16 protein-coding genes and 1 pseudogene are annotated in these 16,586 nt (G+C 63.3%); 8 read left to right on the top strand and 9 right to left on the bottom strand.

Translation table 11 applies throughout. The features are described from left to right. Positions 1-228: 228 nt before the first annotated feature. Positions 229-1,722, bottom strand: coding sequence for a Ppx/GppA phosphatase family protein (locus DM872_RS10440; RefSeq protein ID WP_179059424.1), 1,494 nt, complete (start codon positions 1,720-1,722; stop codon positions 229-231). 87 nt (positions 1,723-1,809) lie between these two features. Continuing rightward, a complete protein-coding gene (locus DM872_RS10435; RefSeq protein WP_179059423.1) occupies positions 1,810-2,577 on the bottom strand; it encodes a hypothetical protein in 768 nt (255 codons plus the stop codon). Between the two features lie 574 nt (positions 2,578-3,151). Here DM872_RS10435 and DM872_RS10430 point away from each other — a divergent pair. From DM872_RS10430 to DM872_RS10410, 6 genes and pseudogenes are all read left to right on the top strand, one after another. Beyond that, a complete protein-coding gene (locus DM872_RS10430) occupies positions 3,152-4,051 on the top strand; it encodes a hypothetical protein (RefSeq protein WP_179059422.1) in 900 nt (299 codons plus the stop codon). A 239-nt stretch (positions 4,052-4,290) separates the two neighbouring features. After that, positions 4,291-5,043 (top strand): helix-turn-helix domain-containing protein, encoded by a 753-nt coding sequence (locus tag DM872_RS10425; RefSeq protein ID WP_179059421.1) that lies wholly within the window; start codon positions 4,291-4,293, stop codon positions 5,041-5,043. Between the two features lie 170 nt (positions 5,044-5,213). Then, complete coding sequence (locus DM872_RS10420) at positions 5,214-5,987, top strand: SDR family NAD(P)-dependent oxidoreductase (protein ID WP_179059420.1); 774 nt, start codon at positions 5,214-5,216, stop codon at positions 5,985-5,987. Between the two features lie 33 nt (positions 5,988-6,020). Further along, positions 6,021-6,116: pseudogene (locus DM872_RS30700) on the top strand (short-chain dehydrogenase); the annotation flags it as partial. Between the two features lie 37 nt (positions 6,117-6,153). Then, the gene (locus DM872_RS10415) at positions 6,154-6,990 is read left to right on the top strand and encodes an SDR family NAD(P)-dependent oxidoreductase (RefSeq protein ID WP_179059419.1); all 837 of its coding nucleotides are present in this window, start codon (positions 6,154-6,156) and stop codon (positions 6,988-6,990) included. 73 nt (positions 6,991-7,063) lie between these two features. After that, positions 7,064-7,972, top strand: coding sequence for an NAD-dependent epimerase/dehydratase family protein (locus DM872_RS10410; RefSeq protein ID WP_179059418.1), 909 nt, complete (start codon positions 7,064-7,066; stop codon positions 7,970-7,972). A 35-nt stretch (positions 7,973-8,007) separates the two neighbouring features. Here the strand turns inward: DM872_RS10410 and DM872_RS10405 are convergent, their stop codons facing one another. Further along, positions 8,008-8,910, bottom strand: a complete 903-nt coding sequence (locus DM872_RS10405) for a LysR family transcriptional regulator (RefSeq protein ID WP_179059417.1) — start codon at positions 8,908-8,910, stop codon at positions 8,008-8,010. Positions 8,911-9,035: 125 nt separating this feature from the next. Here DM872_RS10405 and DM872_RS10400 point away from each other — a divergent pair, with 125 nt between their 5' ends. Together DM872_RS10400 and DM872_RS10395 are read left to right on the top strand one after the other, a co-directional pair. Further along, complete coding sequence (locus DM872_RS10400; RefSeq protein WP_179059416.1) at positions 9,036-10,244, top strand: MFS transporter; 1,209 nt, start codon at positions 9,036-9,038, stop codon at positions 10,242-10,244. Positions 10,245-10,571: 327 nt separating this feature from the next. Beyond that, a complete protein-coding gene (locus tag DM872_RS10395; RefSeq protein WP_179059415.1) occupies positions 10,572-11,453 on the top strand; it encodes a serine hydrolase domain-containing protein in 882 nt (293 codons plus the stop codon). 162 nt (positions 11,454-11,615) lie between these two features. Here the strand turns inward: DM872_RS10395 and DM872_RS10390 are convergent, their stop codons facing one another. The 6 genes from DM872_RS10390 to DM872_RS10365 all read right to left on the bottom strand — a co-directional run bounded on the left by DM872_RS10390 (position 11,616) and on the right by DM872_RS10365 (position 16,537). Next, positions 11,616-12,143, bottom strand: a complete 528-nt coding sequence (locus DM872_RS10390) for a cytochrome C (RefSeq protein WP_179059414.1) — start codon at positions 12,141-12,143, stop codon at positions 11,616-11,618. Positions 12,144-12,160: 17 nt separating this feature from the next. Beyond that, positions 12,161-12,682 carry a methylamine dehydrogenase light chain gene (locus DM872_RS10385; RefSeq protein WP_077524623.1) on the bottom strand — a complete coding sequence of 174 codons (522 nt, stop codon included), beginning with the start codon at positions 12,680-12,682 and terminating at the stop codon, positions 12,161-12,163. Positions 12,683-12,697: 15 nt separating this feature from the next. Continuing rightward, complete coding sequence (gene mauD / locus DM872_RS10380) at positions 12,698-13,309, bottom strand: methylamine dehydrogenase accessory protein MauD (RefSeq protein ID WP_179059413.1); 612 nt, start codon at positions 13,307-13,309, stop codon at positions 12,698-12,700. A gap of 3 nt (positions 13,310-13,312) precedes the next feature. Then, entirely contained in the window at positions 13,313-13,852 is a 540-nt protein-coding gene (locus DM872_RS10375; RefSeq protein WP_179059412.1) for a MauE/DoxX family redox-associated membrane protein, read from the bottom strand. Between the two features lie 12 nt (positions 13,853-13,864). Next, positions 13,865-15,019: an amine dehydrogenase large subunit gene (locus tag DM872_RS10370; protein WP_179059411.1), complete on the bottom strand. Its 1,155-nt coding sequence runs from the start codon at positions 15,017-15,019 to the stop codon at positions 13,865-13,867. Positions 15,020-15,436: 417 nt separating this feature from the next. Further along, positions 15,437-16,537 (bottom strand): polyamine ABC transporter substrate-binding protein, encoded by a 1,101-nt coding sequence (locus DM872_RS10365; protein ID WP_373273698.1) that lies wholly within the window; start codon positions 16,535-16,537, stop codon positions 15,437-15,439. Positions 16,538-16,586 lie beyond the last annotated feature (49 nt).

Below are 16,586 nucleotides of genomic sequence, written 5' to 3'. Positions count from 1 at the left end.
GCGGAGTCGAGCCAATCCCGGCAAGGAAAAGAGCCACGGCGACACCAAGTGTCGCCGTGGCGGATTTCCTGTCCTCACGCAGGAGGTCAGGTTCCCATTACAAAGTCGCTCTGGTTGATCGTGGAGACGTTAACCCCAACCAGCGTGATGCTGTCGCAGCCGATGGTACCGAGATCCACGCCCGAGACTCGAGGAGCCCGCCGGCCATCCGCGCCGAATCGGGACAGGTCAATTGCCGAAACGCTCGACGAGCAGGCCATGTCGCAGGCCGCGATCGCTGACCCGCAGTGCGTCCTGGCGGAGCTTGTCCATCACGGTCCTGACGATGCAGGCACCAGCCAGGATGACATCCGCGCGTTTCGGCTGAAGGCCGACGATCGTACGACGCTCCGCTGCACTGCGGGAGCGGTACAGTTCGATCTGGCGATCGATCTCGGCGCGATCGAGGACAGTGCCCTGCACGATGTCAGGATCGTAGGTCTTCAGAGCATGCTTCACGGCGGCGAGGTTGGTGATCGCGCCCCCCATCGCCACGAGCAGGTCGGGCGCCGGCCGCCCCTCGATTCGCGCCAGATCCGCGGCGATGGCGGCAAGTGCGTCACCGAGCACCTCGGGGGAGACGACGTTGTCGAGCCCGAAGCGTTCGGTGTAACGAACCGCTCCCACGTCGACGCTGAAGCGCTCGTCGACGCGCGCCCCACGGCCGAAAGTGAACTGCGAACTGCCACCGCCGGTGTCGAACACGACCAGCGAGCCCTCGGGGAGCTCCAGCCCAGCCTTTACGGCAAGATAGGCCAGACGACCTTCCTCCTCACCGGAGATGACTTCGATCGCTACCCCGGTGCGCGCGCGGATCGTCGCGATCACGGTGGCCCCGTTGCGCGCCATGCGCAAACCGGCCGTGCCCACGGCCGCGATCGCCAGGACGCCGTTCTGCTTCGCCTCCTCAACCATCTTCTCAATCGCTCTCACGGTTCGCTCGATTGCGTCGTGCCCGATCTCGCCACTTTCCTCGAGCCCCTCACCGAGGCGCGTCATTTCGGCCCGATCGACCACCGTGCACATGCTGCCGTCGGCAGCACGCTCGGCGATGTGGAACTTGATTGAGTTCGTGCCTGCGTCGATCACCGCATACCGCTCTGGCGCCGCATCCAGCAAGGCCCGCAAGCCGCGGGTATAGCTCATGTTGCAGTAATCGGCGAGACCGACCGATGCGACCGCCGCGATGACCGCGGCGGCATCCTCCGACTCGATTGCAATCGACCGCGTGGCCTTGCCCTCCGCCGTGATCTCGGTGACTTCTGCAGTACAGCCGCCGACCTTATAGCGCACCCGGTGCTTGTGGACGGTCAGCGGACGCAGCGCGCCGCTTGGCACGACCAGCTCAGCGAGGAACTGGTCGAGCGTATAGGCATCCCGCTCGAGCGGGGGCGCTGGCAGATTGAGCGCGGCGATCACGTTTCGCATGTCGGCCGCCGCCAGGGGGAAGCCCTGCTTCATCACCGGCTCCCAGCGCTCCAGACCGTCCGGGGCGACCTCGCGCAGCACCTTGATGTCCATCAAGGCGTCCCGGATCTTGACGTTGTCGGCGCTACTGGCGAGCAGATAAAGCTCGTCGCTGTCCTGGACAGCCGTCGGTTGCAGCCCAGCGAACCGGGTCTCCGCAATGCCGAACCGGCGACCGAAAGTTCGCCACTCCCAGCGTGGAATGATCGTGGTCATCGTAGAATCCTGCTCTCAAGTCCTGGTGCTGTCGCTACGGGCGCGGCGGATGCGCGGCTCGTCACGAGGTGCGCGCTACCATTTCGCTTAGCCCTGCGCCTTGGCAAAGTAGTTCAGGGCAGTGCGCGTCTTGGTCTCCTGCGCCCCCATCGGATCGAGGCCGAGTTCGCGCAAGTGCTGCTCGAAGGCCATCCTGGCCTGGAGTGCCTCTCCCGGCGGCGTCTTGATCGAAACCTCGACAAGATCCTCACCATTCGGGAGCCTCCATTCCTCAAGTGTCAATTCGTAGTCAAAGTCCTTTTCCTTGAGCTTCCAACGCAACACGCGAATCGGACCGAGGACGCGCAGAGCACTGAAGTCAACTGTGCCTTTATAGAGTTCGCCGAGGAGCCGTTCCTGCTCCTTGGAGAAGAGCTTCTCGATCGGCCGCTTGCCCTTCGCGACAGCATCTATTTCGTCACGTTTCTGCCGAACCGTAAGCGATGCCGAGCAGACCACCCGGTCGCCGACACAATCGGCCTCCAGTTTGAAGCCCGGCTGTTGCTTCCAGGACTCGGCGATGTTCGTGGCCTCCACCTCCCGGAACTTGACGGTGGAATCATCGGCGTCCCCCTTGACGAGGCGGGTGCGCAACGCAACCCCAGCCTCGAACAGATCGAGCTGGGGGGTATCGTAAAAGTAAAGCTCTCGGACTTCCGCAGTGTCTTCGTTGAGTGCCATCGCCCGCTCCGCGAGCAGTTCCTGATCGGGACGGATCGTGACCTTGATCTCGACCGCATCCATGTCGGTCATCGCATGCGCGAACTGTTGGTGATTGGTGGGCATCACGTCTTTTCCTCCTTGCATAGCGGCCATTGCTGCCTCCGGGGAAGCGGACTGGATGCAGCGGAGGCGACGGCTACCTATGCAGGCTGCAAGCTGGGGCCCGGAGGGGTCAAGGCAGTATAGTCCCCGCGCCAGGATGAACACTTAGGGCGGGGCCCGGGTGCCGCAGGTCATTCCGCTCGACGAGCCGACCTTATCCCTCGCCCGGTCTGGAGCGGGTGTGCCTGGGCGTTATCCTCGACTGCGCAGGTACCGTCGACCTGCTGCAGGCCAGCTGCGAGTGGCGGGTTGATGCCTGTTTTCGCAGGCGCTAGCCTCAAGCAGGTCAGTGCACCAAGAGCCAGGGGAAATACCGACACTCTTCAAGTCACAGCAGTGGCGGTCTTCTACTCTGCTTGACTGTTCGGGTTGTCCTGGAGCGGACCGTGTGATGCGGTCCAACGAGGTTTTCGCAGCCACCAGTAACTTGCTGCAGTCATCTATTGGTATGTCGGAAATGGACTAAGAAGTTCCACCCGTAGTTGCAGTGGGCGGCTAAAGATTCAAGCTGAAGCCTTACCGTCGTGGACTTAACACCAAGGGGCGTGCCCTGGAGGAGTCATTGATGCTGCAGCGTATATTCGGGAGCTATCGCGTAGCCGCCGAAACGGTCGTGGTAGTGGCCGTCCTGGTCGCGATTAGGGCACTGCTCTGGCAGATCGGGATCGAGGGGATGTCGGTCAGCGCGCTTGCGTCGAGCATCGTCGGCGGCGGCGTCTTTGTCATGGGCCTCGTGGTGGCCGGCACATTGGCCGACTACCGCGACGCGGAGCGGGCACCGACCGATCTGGCCGCCGGCTTGTACGCGATCCTGCGCGAATGTGAGTCCATGCACACCGTGTGGGGCAAGCCTCACCTTCCGACCTTACGCAAGCAACTCATCGCCGTGGTCACGAACCTGCGCCTGGACATCAACGCAGGCAACAGCCGCGATTGCCAAGCCGCCATCGAGGATCTTTCGCAGTCGTTCCTTGAATTGGAGAACACTGACGTACCGGCCAACTATATCGTTCGGCTGCGGGGGGAGCAGGCGGGACTCCGCAAGTCATTGCTGCGCATTTACCATATTCAACGCGAAGAATTCCTGCCGTCGGCATACGCCATGATCGTCAGCCTCGTGGTCGTAATCCTTGGGATGGTCCTGTTCACCAACTTCGAGGGGTTACCTGAGTCGCTGGTCACGCTCGGTTTCCTATCATTCTTCTTCCTGTATCTGCTGCGGTTGCTCAACGTCATCGACAGGCCGTTCAAGGTAGGGAGCGAGCGCACCGACGACGACGTCAGTCTGTTCCTGCTGCATGAGTTCGTCGTGCGCGCGCAGCTAGGCGATGCGGCAGTGGAGGAGGCTGAGGCCATGGAGGAGCAGGTAGCTCAGGTCGAGGCCCAGATGATAGAGGTCGAGGAGCAGGAGACCGAGGCCGCGGCCAAGGATGGGAAGTCGATCAGCGGTGAGCGAACTGACTAGGGGCGCCCGGACGAAGCCCACTCGGGGCAGAGGCGAAACACGAGCGGCCTTTCTTTCTTGATCACCGTAGCCCTGGTAACGCCGTAGGTCTCGCGGCGGGCGTGCAGGCGGGTGCGCATTACCTACTCAGCTGCGTTGGCGGGGGATATAGTGCGTGCCCACCCTTCATACCCACCGAACAGCGCAACTTGGCACGGCGTTGCGAGCGTTCCGAACATGCGACTGGAAGACGCCCGACAATGCATCCGAAGAACCTCGATGGCACCACCGATGAAACGCTGCTGCTCGCGGAACTGAAGCGCTTGTTGAAGGATCGCAATATCCGCTATTGCGACATCGCCGAGCAGTTGAACGTGAGCGAGACGACCATCAAGCGCAAATTGACCGGGCATGGTCTGAGTGTCTCGATGCTCGAGTCAGTCTGTTCCATTGTGGGCGTGCGCCTCATCGACCTTGCCGAGCTGGCGGCGCGGCGAAGCGATACCAAGACTCACGTGTTGAGCATCGAGCAGGAGCAGGGATTGGCCGATGCCCCGTTCACTGCGTTCATCTTCCTGTTGTTGCGCTATGACTGGTCCCCCCGGGAGATACAGCAGGAGTTCGATCTGGACGAGGCGGGCATCTTCCTTCACTTGCGGCGACTTGAAAAACTCCGTTTGCTCGATTTGTTTCCGGGCAACCGTGTGCGTCTGCTGACCGTACGGCATCCGGAGTGGATTCCGGGAGGCCCGTTGCGACGAGCAGTGAACGACGCAATGCGCCGGCATTTTGAAGCGATGGACTTCCAGGACCCACAGTCAGTCTGGCAGCTCGAAACCGTCAAGTTGTCGCGCGGGTCCATGGACCAGCTGCGCCAGATGATGACGTCACTTTCGCAGCGCATGCGCGAGCTCGCGACCGACGATCGCTCTCTGCCTGACGGGCAGACGGACTGGTACAGCATGCTTTGCATGGCTCGCCTTACCGACCCCCGAATTTTCTGGGCCAAGTGACACCGGCCGTCGTGCCGCCGTTCGTGCCGCGTACCGCTACACGCCACCGCAAAGTATCACCTGGGGATACTTTCTATTTACACCTGAATTGAGCGATCAGTGCGGGATCTATTGCTGATACTTTTTCTCGGCGACAACGTGTCGACCAACCGAGAACAGGAGAAGCAAAGATGAGAAAGAGCGGATTCCCAGGGGGCGCCACGTTGGTCTTTGGCGGTAGCGGTGGTATCGGACAAGGCGTTGCCCTTGAGTTCGCGCGTGCGGGTGTCCCGGTCGCAGTCGCTTACCGGAGCAAGGTCGAGGTGGCACAGCGTGTCGCCAACCAGATCCGGGAAGAGGGCGTCGACGCGAGCACCCACCAGGTCGACGTCACCGATGTTGCCCAGGTCGAGCAAACGCTGGACGCAGCCATTGAGATTCACGGTCGCGTGCACACCGTTGTGTGGGCGGCTGGCCCATTCGTGAACCAGCTCCACATCAGCGAAATGAGCCGTGACGACTGGAAGCGCGCCATCGATGTCGAAGTCATGGGCTTCTTCAATGCCGCCAAGGCTGCGCTACCGCACCTGCGGGCCGCGGGGGGCGGTTCGTTCGTTACGCTGGGCTCTGCCGGCCATCTGCGCTGGCCGGACCGTGATGGCCTGTCGGTTGCGCCGAAGGCCGCCAACGAGTCGCTGATAAAGGGACTCGCCCGCGAGGAAGGCCGCTACAACATCCGTGCGAACTCCGTCCTGGTCGGTGTCATCGAGGCCGGCATGTTCCCGCAACTCCTGGAGCAGGGGCAGTTCGACCAGCGGTGGATCGACGAAACGCTGCAGATGCTTGCACTCAAGCGCTGGGGTAAGGCCGAGGAAATCGGTCGTGCCGCCGTGTTCCTGGCCTCCGACGACGCGGCCTACATCACTGGGCAGCAGCTGAACGTGTCCGGCGGGTACGGCATCTAGGGCGTCTTCTCGCATCAATCGAGAGTCCCTGCCGCGAATCTCGTGCTGTTCCTCGCATCCGACGAATCGCGCTTCGTGACCGGCGCGGAACTGCGGATCGACAACGCGCAACTGGTGTCGTCGCTGTAATGCGGCGCAATGCTTTTCCACTCGAAGGAGTACATCGATGATTTCATTTACCGGTAAGACGGTGCTGGTCACCGGCGGCGGCGCGGGTATCGGCCGAGCGTGCGCTGAAGCGTTCGGTGCGGCGGGCGCACGCGTTGCGGTGGCCGAGATCGACGCGGCTCGCGCGCAGGACGTGCGGCACGCGCTCGAAGCAGCGGGCGTCGACGCGCTCGTCGGCATCGTGGATGTCACGCGTCGCGACGAGGTCGACGCATTCGCGCGGTCGGTCGACGCGCGTTTCGGCGGGCTCGATGTGCTCGTCAACAACGTCGGCGATTTCCTGCAGATCGCGAAGCCGTTCGACAATTACACCGACGACGACATCGCGCGGTTGTTCGACGTGAACCTGCGCCAGGTGTTCATCGTCACGCAAGCAATGCTGCCGTTGCTGCGCAAGCGCGGCGCGGGCAGCAGTATCGTCGGCGTGTCCTCGATCGAAGGCTTCCGCGCGATTCCGAACTGCACCGTGTATGCGTCGTTCAAGGCTGCGCTGACCGGCTTCACGAAAAGCCTCGCGCTCGAACTCGGGCCGGTCGGCATCCGCGTGAACCAGATCGCGCCCGAAACCACCGAGACGCCGCAGGTGCCTGTCAGCGCGATGGTGGCGGCGGAGCACCAGGACCACATTTCGCGCTGGATTCCGCTCGGACGCTTCGGCGAGGCCGGCGACGTCGCGGGGGCCGCGCTGTACCTTGCGAGCCCGCTCGCCGCGTGGGTCACCGGCACGACACTGCACGTCGACGGCGGCGCGCTCGCGGCGGCCGGCTGGTACCGCGACCCGAACGGCTTCTGGACCAACATTCCCGTCGTCACGGGCAACGGCTTCAATTTCTGAGCGCCAGCCGCACGCAGAAGCGGCTTCATCCGTTCATTTCTCGCGGCGTGCCTGCGCCGCTACCGGAGATACTATGAAGATCCTGATCGTCGGCGGTACCGGTCTCATCGGCGGCCATGCCGCGCTGCACCTGCACGCGCAGGGCAACCAGATTACGCTCGCCGCGCGCAAGCCGCCCGCGGCCGACAGCGCGCTCGCGCAGTTCGACGTGCTGGCGCGTGACTACGTGGCTGGTAACTTCACGCGCGATGACCTGGCGCCGTTCGACGCGGTCGTGTTCGCGGCCGGCAACGACATCCGCCACCTGCCGCCCGGCACCGACGAAGCCGCGCACTGGGAGCGCGCAAACGTCGACGCGGTGCCGCGCTTCTTCGCGCTTGCCCGTGACGCGGGCGTGAAGCGCGCCGTACTGGTCGGCAGCTTCTATCCGCAGGTTGCGCCGGCACTCATCGAGTCGGTACCGTACGTGCGCTCGCGCCATCTGGCCGACGAACGCGTGCGCGCGCTGGCGACGCCGTCGTTCGAGGTGTGCAGCATCAATGCGCCGTTCGTGGTCGGGTCGGTGCCGGGGCTGCGCAACGAGATGTTCGCCGCTTACACCGGCTACGCGGAAGGTAAGCTTGCGGGGCTGCCCATATTCGGACCGGCCGGTGGCAGTAACTTCATCTCGACGCAATCGCTGTCGGAAGCGATCTGGGGTGCGCTGCAGCGTGGTGAAACCGGCAAGGCGTATCTCGTCGGCGACGAGAACCTCAGCTTCGCCGACTACTTCGCAGCGTTCTTCCGCGCGGCCGGCCATCCACAGGATGTGCCGTCGCTCGACCAGGAGCATCCGCTGCTGCCCGACTTCGCGATCTACACGGGGCGCGGCAACGTGGTGTCATACGAACCCGACGCTGCCGATCTCGCGCTGCTGCGCTACCGGCGTGGCGACGTGCAGCGCGCGGTCGACGAAGTCGTCATGCATTGCCGCGCGCAGTAGAGCAAACGGCGCGGAGGTGATGCACGGCCTTCAAGCTACTCGCTCCCGGCCAGCGCTTGTGTGAGGCGTTCGGCCGCAAGCGCCAGAAAGCAACGCGTCTTTGCAGGCAGCCTTCCCTGGCGCGCATAGAGCAGGTTCACCGGGGATGGCGTGGGCTCGTACTCCCTCAGGAGGCGGACCAGTGAGTTCTGCGCGAACTGGGAAGCGGCCTGGTAGCACAGCACTCGGGTGATACCAAGGCCGTCCGTAGCGGCGGCCACGGCCGCATCGGCGGTGTTGACGGTCAAGCGAGAGCGGATCGGCACCCGCGTCGTGCCCTTCGAGCAGGAAAACGACCACGCGTGCGATGACGAGAGTCCGGCGAAGGTCACGCACGCGTGGTTGCGCAGATCGGACGGGGTCTTCGGCTTCCCATGCTTCTCAAGGTACGCGGGACTGGCGCACACGACCCGGGTGATCTCGCCCACCTGTCTCGCCGTCAGGCCGCTGTCGGGAAGGGACCCAATGCGCACGGCCACATCGATGTTCTCTTCAAGCAGGTTCGCGTTGGAATCGCTGAGCACCAGGCGAACGTTGACATCGTCGGACTGACTCAAGAGCTCCATGACAATCGGCAGCACATGATGGCGCCCAAACATCAACGGTGCGGCGATGACCAGCTCGCCCCGCGGGCTCATGTTGCCGCCGATGGCCGTTCGTTCGGCTTCGGCCACACGATCCAGGATCTCGCGAGACGCGACCAGGTAGTCGCGCCCCGCATCTGTCAACGTCAGTTGCCGCGTCGATCGGGTCATCAATCGCACACCCAGGTGAGCCTCCAGATCAGCCAGTTTTCGGCTGACCGAGGGCAGTGGCATCTGCAGTCGCCGTCCGGCGGCTGAAAGGCTTCCTTCATCCGCTGCGGCAACGAAAACAGCCATGGCTTCTATTCGATCCATATTCTCATTTTCCGAGATACTGACTCTTGAAGCGGCAGTCTAGTTCTCCATGTTGAGAGTTTCTACATTGCGCGGGCCGAGCTTCTCTCGGCATTGCAGCTCTCTCGACGACTTGGAAAACTTCAATGACGGACAAAACATTACAGCTCGATGGTGAGCTGATAGACCTGAATGCGGATGCGCCAACCACGTGGAGCCTGGCCACCTGGTTCGCCGTCCTTTCGATGGCGGCTACCAGCTTTGCATTGGTGTCAGCCGAGTTTTTGCCGGCGGGCCTGTTGACACCAATGGCGCGCGATCTCGGCATCAGCGAGGGAACAGCGGGACAGGTCGTCACTGCCACGGCTTCTGTCGGCGCCGTGATGGCCCTGTTGAGCAATGTTCTCATCGGTAGGTTGAACCGCAAGACGGTGCTGATGGGGCTCAGCGCCTTGGCGATCATCTCCAACATTCTCGCGGCTGTGGGGACAGAGTTCTGGCAAGTGTTGTTAGGTCGGGCCGGGCTGGGCATTGCCCTCAGCGGTTTCTGGGCGCTTTCGTTTGCCGTCGTAGCGAGGCTGGTGGGTAGCAATGCGACGGGGCGGGGGATGGCTATGGTTACCCTTGGCGTCTCGCTCGCCACCATAGCCGCACCGTCGATGGGTGCATTGATCAGCGATTGGCTGGGCTGGCGCAGCGCCATGGCCATGACAGCGGGGCTGGCCGGACTTGCAATGGTGCTGCAGTGGCTCGCCCTGCCGACATTGCCTGCAACCACAAGCAACAGTCTTGCCGACGTCCTGCGGCTGACACGCCGACGTGGCATCCAGCTCGGCATGCTGGCCATCCTCTTGCTGATGACGGGGCATTTTGCGGGATCGGTCTATTTGCGCCCGTTCCTCGAACAGGTTACGCACCTGGCAACCGGACCGATTGCCCTGGCGCTGCTCGGTTTCGGTATCGCCGCTGTGATGGGCAATGTCGTGGGTGGCCGCATGGCCGACGCCAATATCCACATGGCCGTCACGACCACAGCCGTGTTGATGACGTTTGCGGCGCTCGCTTTGGTGCTTTGGGGCGTGCGCTTCGACGTTGCTTTCGGCTTCGCTACGCTGTGGGGCCTCGCCTTTGGCATGGCGCCGGTGGTGCTTCCGATCAACCTGTCCCGTGCGGCGCCTGACGCGCTGGAAGCAGCGGGGAGTTTGATGATCACGTCCTTCCAGGTCGCCATCACCATCGGCGCGGTTGTCGGCGGCTACGTCGTGGATACCTATGGCGCCATGGGGCCCTTGACGCTTACCGCCATACTGGCTGCGTTGACAGTCGTGCTGGCCCTCTTGCAGCCCCGCAGCTAGTCCGCTGCGTGGGGTTGGGCAGCCAGACGACCACAATCCAGCGGCTTGCCAGAGCAAGCAACGCCGCTTGATCGCTGATCAAACGTGCATAATCTCCGTCGCCCGGTGAAACGATTGGCTATGCCTGCGTTAGCTGTTGCCAGAGATGGGCCATCGGTCCAGGAGCCTTGTAGGAGCTGGCTTGCTAGGGAAACGGGGCCATTCGCTGGCAAGCCAGCTCCTACGGGCAATGCAGCTACTTGCAACACGTAATGCAGACACAGCCAAACGATTTGCCGCAGGCATCTGGAAGCACGGCTTTGCTTACCAAATAAGGACATGTATCCAATGCTTTTTTCCGTCGTCTCGAACGGTGATCTGCTAGCCCCCACGCAGCCTGACGCAGTAGTGCCCTGGTGGAGCTTCACCAAGACCGTGTTGGCTGCTGCTGCCTTGTCACTCGTGCGTGACGGCCTGATTGAGCTTGATGAAGTAGTCCCGGAAGGCTCGTTCACTTTGCGTCAGTTGCTGCGCCATCAGGCGGGGTTGGCGGACTACGGTGAGCTGGCTGAGTACCACGCAGCCGTTGCTCGTGGTGATACGCCCTGGCCGGCTGAGGAGATGTTGACTCGGCTTGACGCCTCCAGGTTGCGTTATCCGCCCGGAACTCAATGGCGATACTCCAATGTGGGTTACCTGTACGTGGGACAACTGCTCGAGTGCCTGACCGGCCTTTCGCTGCAGGAGGCGTTGAAGCAACGAGTCTTGGCGCCTCTCGCCGTGCCGCATGTGTCGCTCGCAAGGTCAGGCGAGCAACTGGGCGGTATCTGTCGGGGAGTAATGCGCGGTTACGATCCGGGCTGGGTCTATCACGGCTTGCTGCTCGGCACGCTTTCGGACGCGGCCTTATTGCTGGAACGGTTGTTGAGTGGGCAACTGCTCCCTCATTCGTTGCTTCAGGAAATGCAGGCGGCGCTCGTCCTTGGGGGACCGATTCCTGGTAGACCCTGGACCGCTCCCGGATATGGCCTCGGCTTGATGATTGGTGCTGTGAGCGACGGTCTGACGCTTTGCGGACACACGGGAAGCGGACCGGGCAGCACAGTCGCGGTCTATCGCTGTGCCCACGCGGGCAACTCTGCAAGCTGCGCCGTTTTCAGCGAAGGCGATGACCAGGGGGCCGTGGAAGCGGCCGTCTTGAGTCGTCTTTTGGATGTCCTGGGCAGTTAGCCAGGTAGTTGAGCCACGAGGTCGAAGGATTGATCGCGGCTTCGGGCCTCGATCGTTGGGTTTCGCTTCGCTCTAGCGGAACGCCGCCCGCACCGACCTACAAGGTGCACGCAAAAAAAAAGCCCGCCATAAAGGCGGGCTGCAAGCCGTCCAGCATAAAACTCAGTAGGCGTTGTCCATGCCATCGTCGATGGCGATGCCTTTTTCGCGCATCTGCTTGATCAGGCCGGCGCGGGTGTCCGGCAGGTTGAGCAGGGTGACGCTGCGGATTTTCGCGACTTCGGCCTCGGTGTAGGGCTTGTAGTCGTCAGGCACGCTGCTGCCGGCAATGCCGTCCTTGCGCATCATCCAGTTGATCAGTTCGGCCAGTTGGGCGTTGTTCAGCGCCGACTGGGACATGCCCGGTACGCGCACCAGGAACTCACGACCGCCTTCCACTTTGAGGAAGTTGCCGACGAAGCCTTTCATCTTCGGCGTGTCGTTGGCCTTGGAGCCGGTTCCGTCGCCCAGGTGGCAGCCAGCGCATTGCAGCTGGTAGTTCACCGGGGTGCTGTAGCCGGCCTGGGAGATGGGCGTTTGCGGCGCTTCGTTGCCCGGCGCGTGCTTCTGGTTCGGGTCCGGAATGGCGCGCGCCATGGCCAGCGGGGCCGCCATTGCGCACATCAGTCCGGCAATCAACAGGTAACGCATGGCAGCCCTCCGGCGGGTCAGATCGCGACGCCGCGGATGATGGAAACGGTGCAGTGGTAGATGTGCGACTTGGCCGCCAGGCACCAGTTGACGTCGTTGTTGTTGAACGGACGGTACGCCGGTTCCTCGCTGTCGTTGCGGGTACAGGCGCACTGGGCGCAGCTGTGCTTACCGCAGCAGTCGTTGTAGGAAATGATGTAGTCCTTGTTGTCGGCCGGGTTGCGGCAGGTGCCGATCCAGGTCACCTGGGAGGCCTCGGTGCCGGGCGGGCAGGAGGTCACCGAGCCGCCGCAGCAGCTGCACAGGAAGCCGTCGACGGAGCAGTAGCGCCAGTAGTCGCAGCTGTTGGGATCACCCGGGTCGCCGGCCATCGGCTTGTCGGCGGCCAGGGCCTTGCTGGTGCGGTCGATCGGCAGCAGTACCGGCAGGGCGGCGCCGGCCACCATCAGGGAACCGATGCGGCCGAGGAGTTTGCGCCGGGAGGTGGTGTCGGCGACATGGCGCGTGGAGCGCTCGAAAAGGCGGTCTAGCAGTTTCATGGAGGGCTCCCTTCCTTAGTGGTTGTGCGCGCCGTGGTCGTGCGCGTGGTTGTGCAGGTAATGCTGCAGAGTGGCGCTGCCCAGGTGTTCGGCCTCGAACAGGCTGTCCAGGTGCTCGCGGGAGTTCACCAGGCCTTTGGAGCGCAGCACACCGGCCTTGTCGACCAGGGCGGCGTAGGGGAGCTTGCCGATCTGGTAGGTCATGCCGACTTCCGGGCCAACCACGTAGGTGGCGTCTTCCAGCTTGTGCTCGGCGATCAGTGCTTGCTGGGCGTCCATGTCGCCGTCGCTGACGTAGATCACGTCGAGGCGGTCGGCCTGGTCCTTGGCGATGGACTTGATGGCCGGCAGCAGGGATTTGCAGATCGGGCAGGTGGGCGAGAGGAAGAACAGCAGTTGGGCTTTCTCGCCGGCGTAGCCGAAGTTCACCGGACGGCCGTTACGGTCGGCAGCGGTGACTTTCGGGGCGGGTTCGTTGACGGCCACGCCTTTGTCGACCATCAGCGCGCCGGCCGGGGCCAGGCGGCCGTGGAGTACACCAATTTGACGCACCAGGCCCATGACGGCGAAGGCCAGAGCGATCAAGAGGCACCAGAGCAGGACGTTGGAAACGATAAGGGCTTCCATGATTCACCTTCCAATGAGTTTGAGCAGACGGGGAGCGTTGGCCATCAGGCCATCCGCAGCGGCATACAGGAGCAGGGTCGCTGCGCTGGAGGCGATCACGACGAAGATGTCGAATGCACCCAGCTCGCGGCTGTGGGGGGCGACGCTGGCGACCAGCGCCAGGCCTACCAGTACGGCGTTGCGTGCCAGCAGCACCGGGCGGATCGGCTGGGCCTGTTCAGGGCCTGCGCAACCGCAGTCGATGTCGCGGCGGCCGCGCCACAGGTTGATGGCGATGGCCCCGGCGTAGCCGGCCAGCAGCGCGGCGGCGGCCAGTGCTGCAGCGTGACGGCTGGCGGGCACCAGCAGGGCGAAGGCCACGGCCACTTCGATGAAGGGCACGAGACGCGACACCGGGCGTACCAGACCGCGCGGCAGCAACTGGTAATCCTCCACCTGGTTGGCGAAGCGCGCTGGCGCACGCAGCTTGTGGGTCGCCGCGCTGGCCAGGATCACCGCGACCGCGAGGGCGGCGGCGATGATGAATATGGGATCAAGTTGCATGGCTGCACCTCGTCAGTGGCTGAGGATCTGGGTCGCGGTCTTCTGGATGCGTTCCATGGTGCCGGTGTGCTTGCCGCTCTTCAGGTCGAATACTTCCAGACCGCCGGCGATGTTGGTGCCCAGTAGCAGGGGGTTCTCGTCGCTGGTGGCTTGCAGGCTCCAGATCGGGTTCGGCGCTTCCAGGGTACCGATGCGCTTGTGCGTCTTGAGGTCATAGACCCAGACGATCGGGCTCGGGTCTTCCCACTTCATCGCTTCATGGGCGTCATGCATCAGCACATACAGACGATTCAGCTTCGGCGCGACGGTGATCAGCTGCCAGCCGCCAGGCGCCCAGCCAGCCTTCTTCTCGGCGGCGTCGGTCACCAGCTCCCAGGCTTCCAGGACTTTCGGCTGCTTGCCGGAGAAGTCCACGCCGCGCACGGTGCCGGTGGTGGTGACGAAGTAGTAGATGTCGCCCACGGCGTAGGCGCGCTCAACCAGCTTCTCGGCGTTGGGGTCGAAGAAGGCGGTGTGGGTGCGGGAGACTTCCTTGCCTTCGTCGTTCAGCGTCACCAGTTGCACGCTGCCGTCACCGCACAGGGAGGCGAAGGAACGCTTGCCCACCGGGTAGTTCAGCACGCAACCAGGGATGGCGATTTCGCCGGCCACGGCCTTGGCCTTGACGTCGACCACGGTCACCGAAGTGGACGGGGTGAAGTTGTAGACGTAGACGAAGCGGTCATCGGTGCTGGTGCCCAGGGAGTAGCGCTGGGTCAGGGCCTCGGCGCGCTTGGTGGGGATCAGCACTTCATAGGAGGGGGACAGGGTGCTGGTGTCCCACGCGGTCAGCACGTCGGTGCGGGTGCCACGGGTGCCACGGGAGTAGAACAGGTCGGCAGTGAACAGCGTCTTGCCGTCGCGGCTCAGGGTAGAGGGCGCGGCGAAGCCGGTGGGCACCATGCCGAGCATTTTCTTCTTCTCGGGGTCGACCACAGTCACGCGACCGGCGACGAAGCTCTCGAACTCGACGTCGACGATGTACGCGCGGTGCGGTTCCGGCGGGAAGGGCAAGGTGGTCTGGCCGATGCCTGTATCGGCCGGCAGCTCGGCACTGGCATTGCCGAGGCCGATGAGCGAGACGCCCAGGGCCAGCGTTGATTGGGCGAGGATCCTGGTTATTCGCATTGGGGCGGCTCCCTGAATTATTGGACTTTGTTGCGGGTGCAGGGCAGAAATCTGCAGTCCTAGTCTGCCCCTGGCCGTCGGCGGGGAGCTTGTTGTCCGTGCCAACCCCTTGTGTGCCTGTGCCACTTCTTTTGGCAGGCTGCCAACGCTTTGGAGAACGCGCCAGAAAGCATAGACCGGGTGCGGGAGGAGGTGGGGGAGGGTGCTGATCGGGTGCGGGGCGCTGGATCGCAGCGATGGGGCAGCTGCGCTGCCCTTGGCGAATGAATTCGCCCCTACAGGGCTCGGTGCTGCGGGGGAAACCTTGTGGGGGCGACTTCAGTCGCTGAGCAGGCAGAAGGCCTGCCGTTGGGAATCATAGGGGGGCAGCTGCGCTGCCCTTGGCGATTGAAATCGCCCCCACAGGTTTTTCGACCGTCAGGTCCCCGACTTCAGCTTCGTCCAGGCACGGGTGCGGGCGCGTTCGGCATTGCGCTCCAGTGGCAGCAGGGTGAAGAGGGTCGCCTGGGCCTCGGCGGTGGGATAGAGGTTGGGGTTGTTGCGGATTTCCGGGTTGACCAGGGCGGTGGCGTCCTTGTTCGGGTTCGGATAACCGACGAAGTCACTGACCGGCGCGATCACCTGGGGCTGCAGCAGGTAGTTGATGAAGGCATGGGCGTCCTCGGGGTTCTTCGCGCCTTTGGGGATGGCGAGCATGTCGAACCACACCGGTGCACCTTCCTTGGGCAGGCGCATGTCCACCACCACGCCGTTGCCCGCTTCCTTGGCACGGTTGGCCGCCTGGGAGAAGCTGCCCGAGTAACCCACGGCTACGCAGATGTCGCCGTTGGCGATGTCGGCCATGTACTTGGAGGAGTGGAAGTAGGCGACGTTGGGACGGATTTTTTGCAGCAGCTCGCCGGCCTTGTCGTAGTCCTTCGGCTGGTTGCTGTTGGGCGGCAGGCCCAGGTAATGCAGGGCGATGGGCAGGATTTCCGACGGCGAATCCAGCAGGGCCACACCGCATTGCTTGAGCTTGGCGATGTTCTCTTCCTTGAAGATCAGGTCCCAGCTGTCCACGGGGGCATTTTCGCCCAGGGCTGCCTTTACCTTGGCCGGGTTGAAGCCGATCAGCACCGTTCCGTACATGTAGGGCACGGCGAAGCGGTTGCCCGGATCGTTGGCCTCGATCAGCTTCATCAGCTGCGGATCGAGGTGATTCCAGTTGGGCAGCTTGCTGCGGTCCAGCGGCTGGAACACGTCGGCCTGGATCTGCTTGGCGAGGAAGACGTTGGACGGCACCACCACGTCATAGCCGGAGTTGCCGGTGAGCAGCTTGGCTTCCAGCGCTTCGTTGGTGTCGAAGATGTCGTAGATCAGCTTGGCGCCGTTTTCCTTCTTGAAGTTGTCCAGCGTCTGCGGGGTGATGTAGTCGAACCAGTTGTAGACGCGCAGGGTGCGTTCTTCGGCCAGGGCCTGGGTGGCGAGCAGGCCGCACAAGGCGGCGCCCAGGAGGCGGGGGAGTCTGTGCTTGATCAATTGCGGCAACCTTTGGGTGGGCTTGAGTTGGGCCTAAATCGATATCTAT

Origin of the sequence: Pseudomonas taiwanensis (genome assembly GCF_013393345.1) — a bacterium.
In the GTDB taxonomy this organism is placed as follows: Bacteria; Pseudomonadota; Gammaproteobacteria; order Pseudomonadales; family Pseudomonadaceae; genus Metapseudomonas; species Metapseudomonas resinovorans_C.
Note: the sequence above shows the minus strand (reverse complement) of the source record. Positions and strands in the feature narration are given on the sequence as shown.

What these genes read in the sequence shown, in the direction of transcription:
- DM872_RS10395 (WP_179059415.1), top strand. Translation starts at nt 10,572, where the DNA reads ATGCTTTTTTCCGTCGTCTCGAACGGTGATCTGCTAGCCCCCACGCAG.
- DM872_RS10435 (WP_179059423.1), bottom strand. Translation starts at nt 2,577, where the DNA reads ATGGCCGCTATGCAAGGAGGAAAAGACGTGATGCCCACCAATCACCAA.
- DM872_RS10400 (WP_179059416.1), top strand. Translation starts at nt 9,036, where the DNA reads ATGACGGACAAAACATTACAGCTCGATGGTGAGCTGATAGACCTGAAT.
- DM872_RS10375 (WP_179059412.1), bottom strand. Translation starts at nt 13,852, where the DNA reads ATGCAACTTGATCCCATATTCATCATCGCCGCCGCCCTCGCGGTCGCG.
- DM872_RS10420 (WP_179059420.1), top strand. Translation starts at nt 5,214, where the DNA reads ATGAGAAAGAGCGGATTCCCAGGGGGCGCCACGTTGGTCTTTGGCGGT.
- DM872_RS10425 (WP_179059421.1), top strand. Translation starts at nt 4,291, where the DNA reads ATGCATCCGAAGAACCTCGATGGCACCACCGATGAAACGCTGCTGCTC.
- DM872_RS10370 (WP_179059411.1), bottom strand. Translation starts at nt 15,019, where the DNA reads ATGCGAATAACCAGGATCCTCGCCCAATCAACGCTGGCCCTGGGCGTC.
- DM872_RS10440 (WP_179059424.1), bottom strand. Translation starts at nt 1,722, where the DNA reads ATGACCACGATCATTCCACGCTGGGAGTGGCGAACTTTCGGTCGCCGG.
- DM872_RS10410 (WP_179059418.1), top strand. Translation starts at nt 7,064, where the DNA reads ATGAAGATCCTGATCGTCGGCGGTACCGGTCTCATCGGCGGCCATGCC.
- mauD (WP_179059413.1), bottom strand. Translation starts at nt 13,309, where the DNA reads ATGGAAGCCCTTATCGTTTCCAACGTCCTGCTCTGGTGCCTCTTGATC.
- DM872_RS10430 (WP_179059422.1), top strand. Translation starts at nt 3,152, where the DNA reads ATGCTGCAGCGTATATTCGGGAGCTATCGCGTAGCCGCCGAAACGGTC.
- DM872_RS10405 (WP_179059417.1), bottom strand. Translation starts at nt 8,910, where the DNA reads ATGGATCGAATAGAAGCCATGGCTGTTTTCGTTGCCGCAGCGGATGAA.
- DM872_RS10385 (WP_077524623.1), bottom strand. Translation starts at nt 12,682, where the DNA reads ATGAAACTGCTAGACCGCCTTTTCGAGCGCTCCACGCGCCATGTCGCC.
- DM872_RS10390 (WP_179059414.1), bottom strand. Translation starts at nt 12,143, where the DNA reads ATGCGTTACCTGTTGATTGCCGGACTGATGTGCGCAATGGCGGCCCCG.
- DM872_RS10415 (WP_179059419.1), top strand. Translation starts at nt 6,154, where the DNA reads ATGATTTCATTTACCGGTAAGACGGTGCTGGTCACCGGCGGCGGCGCG.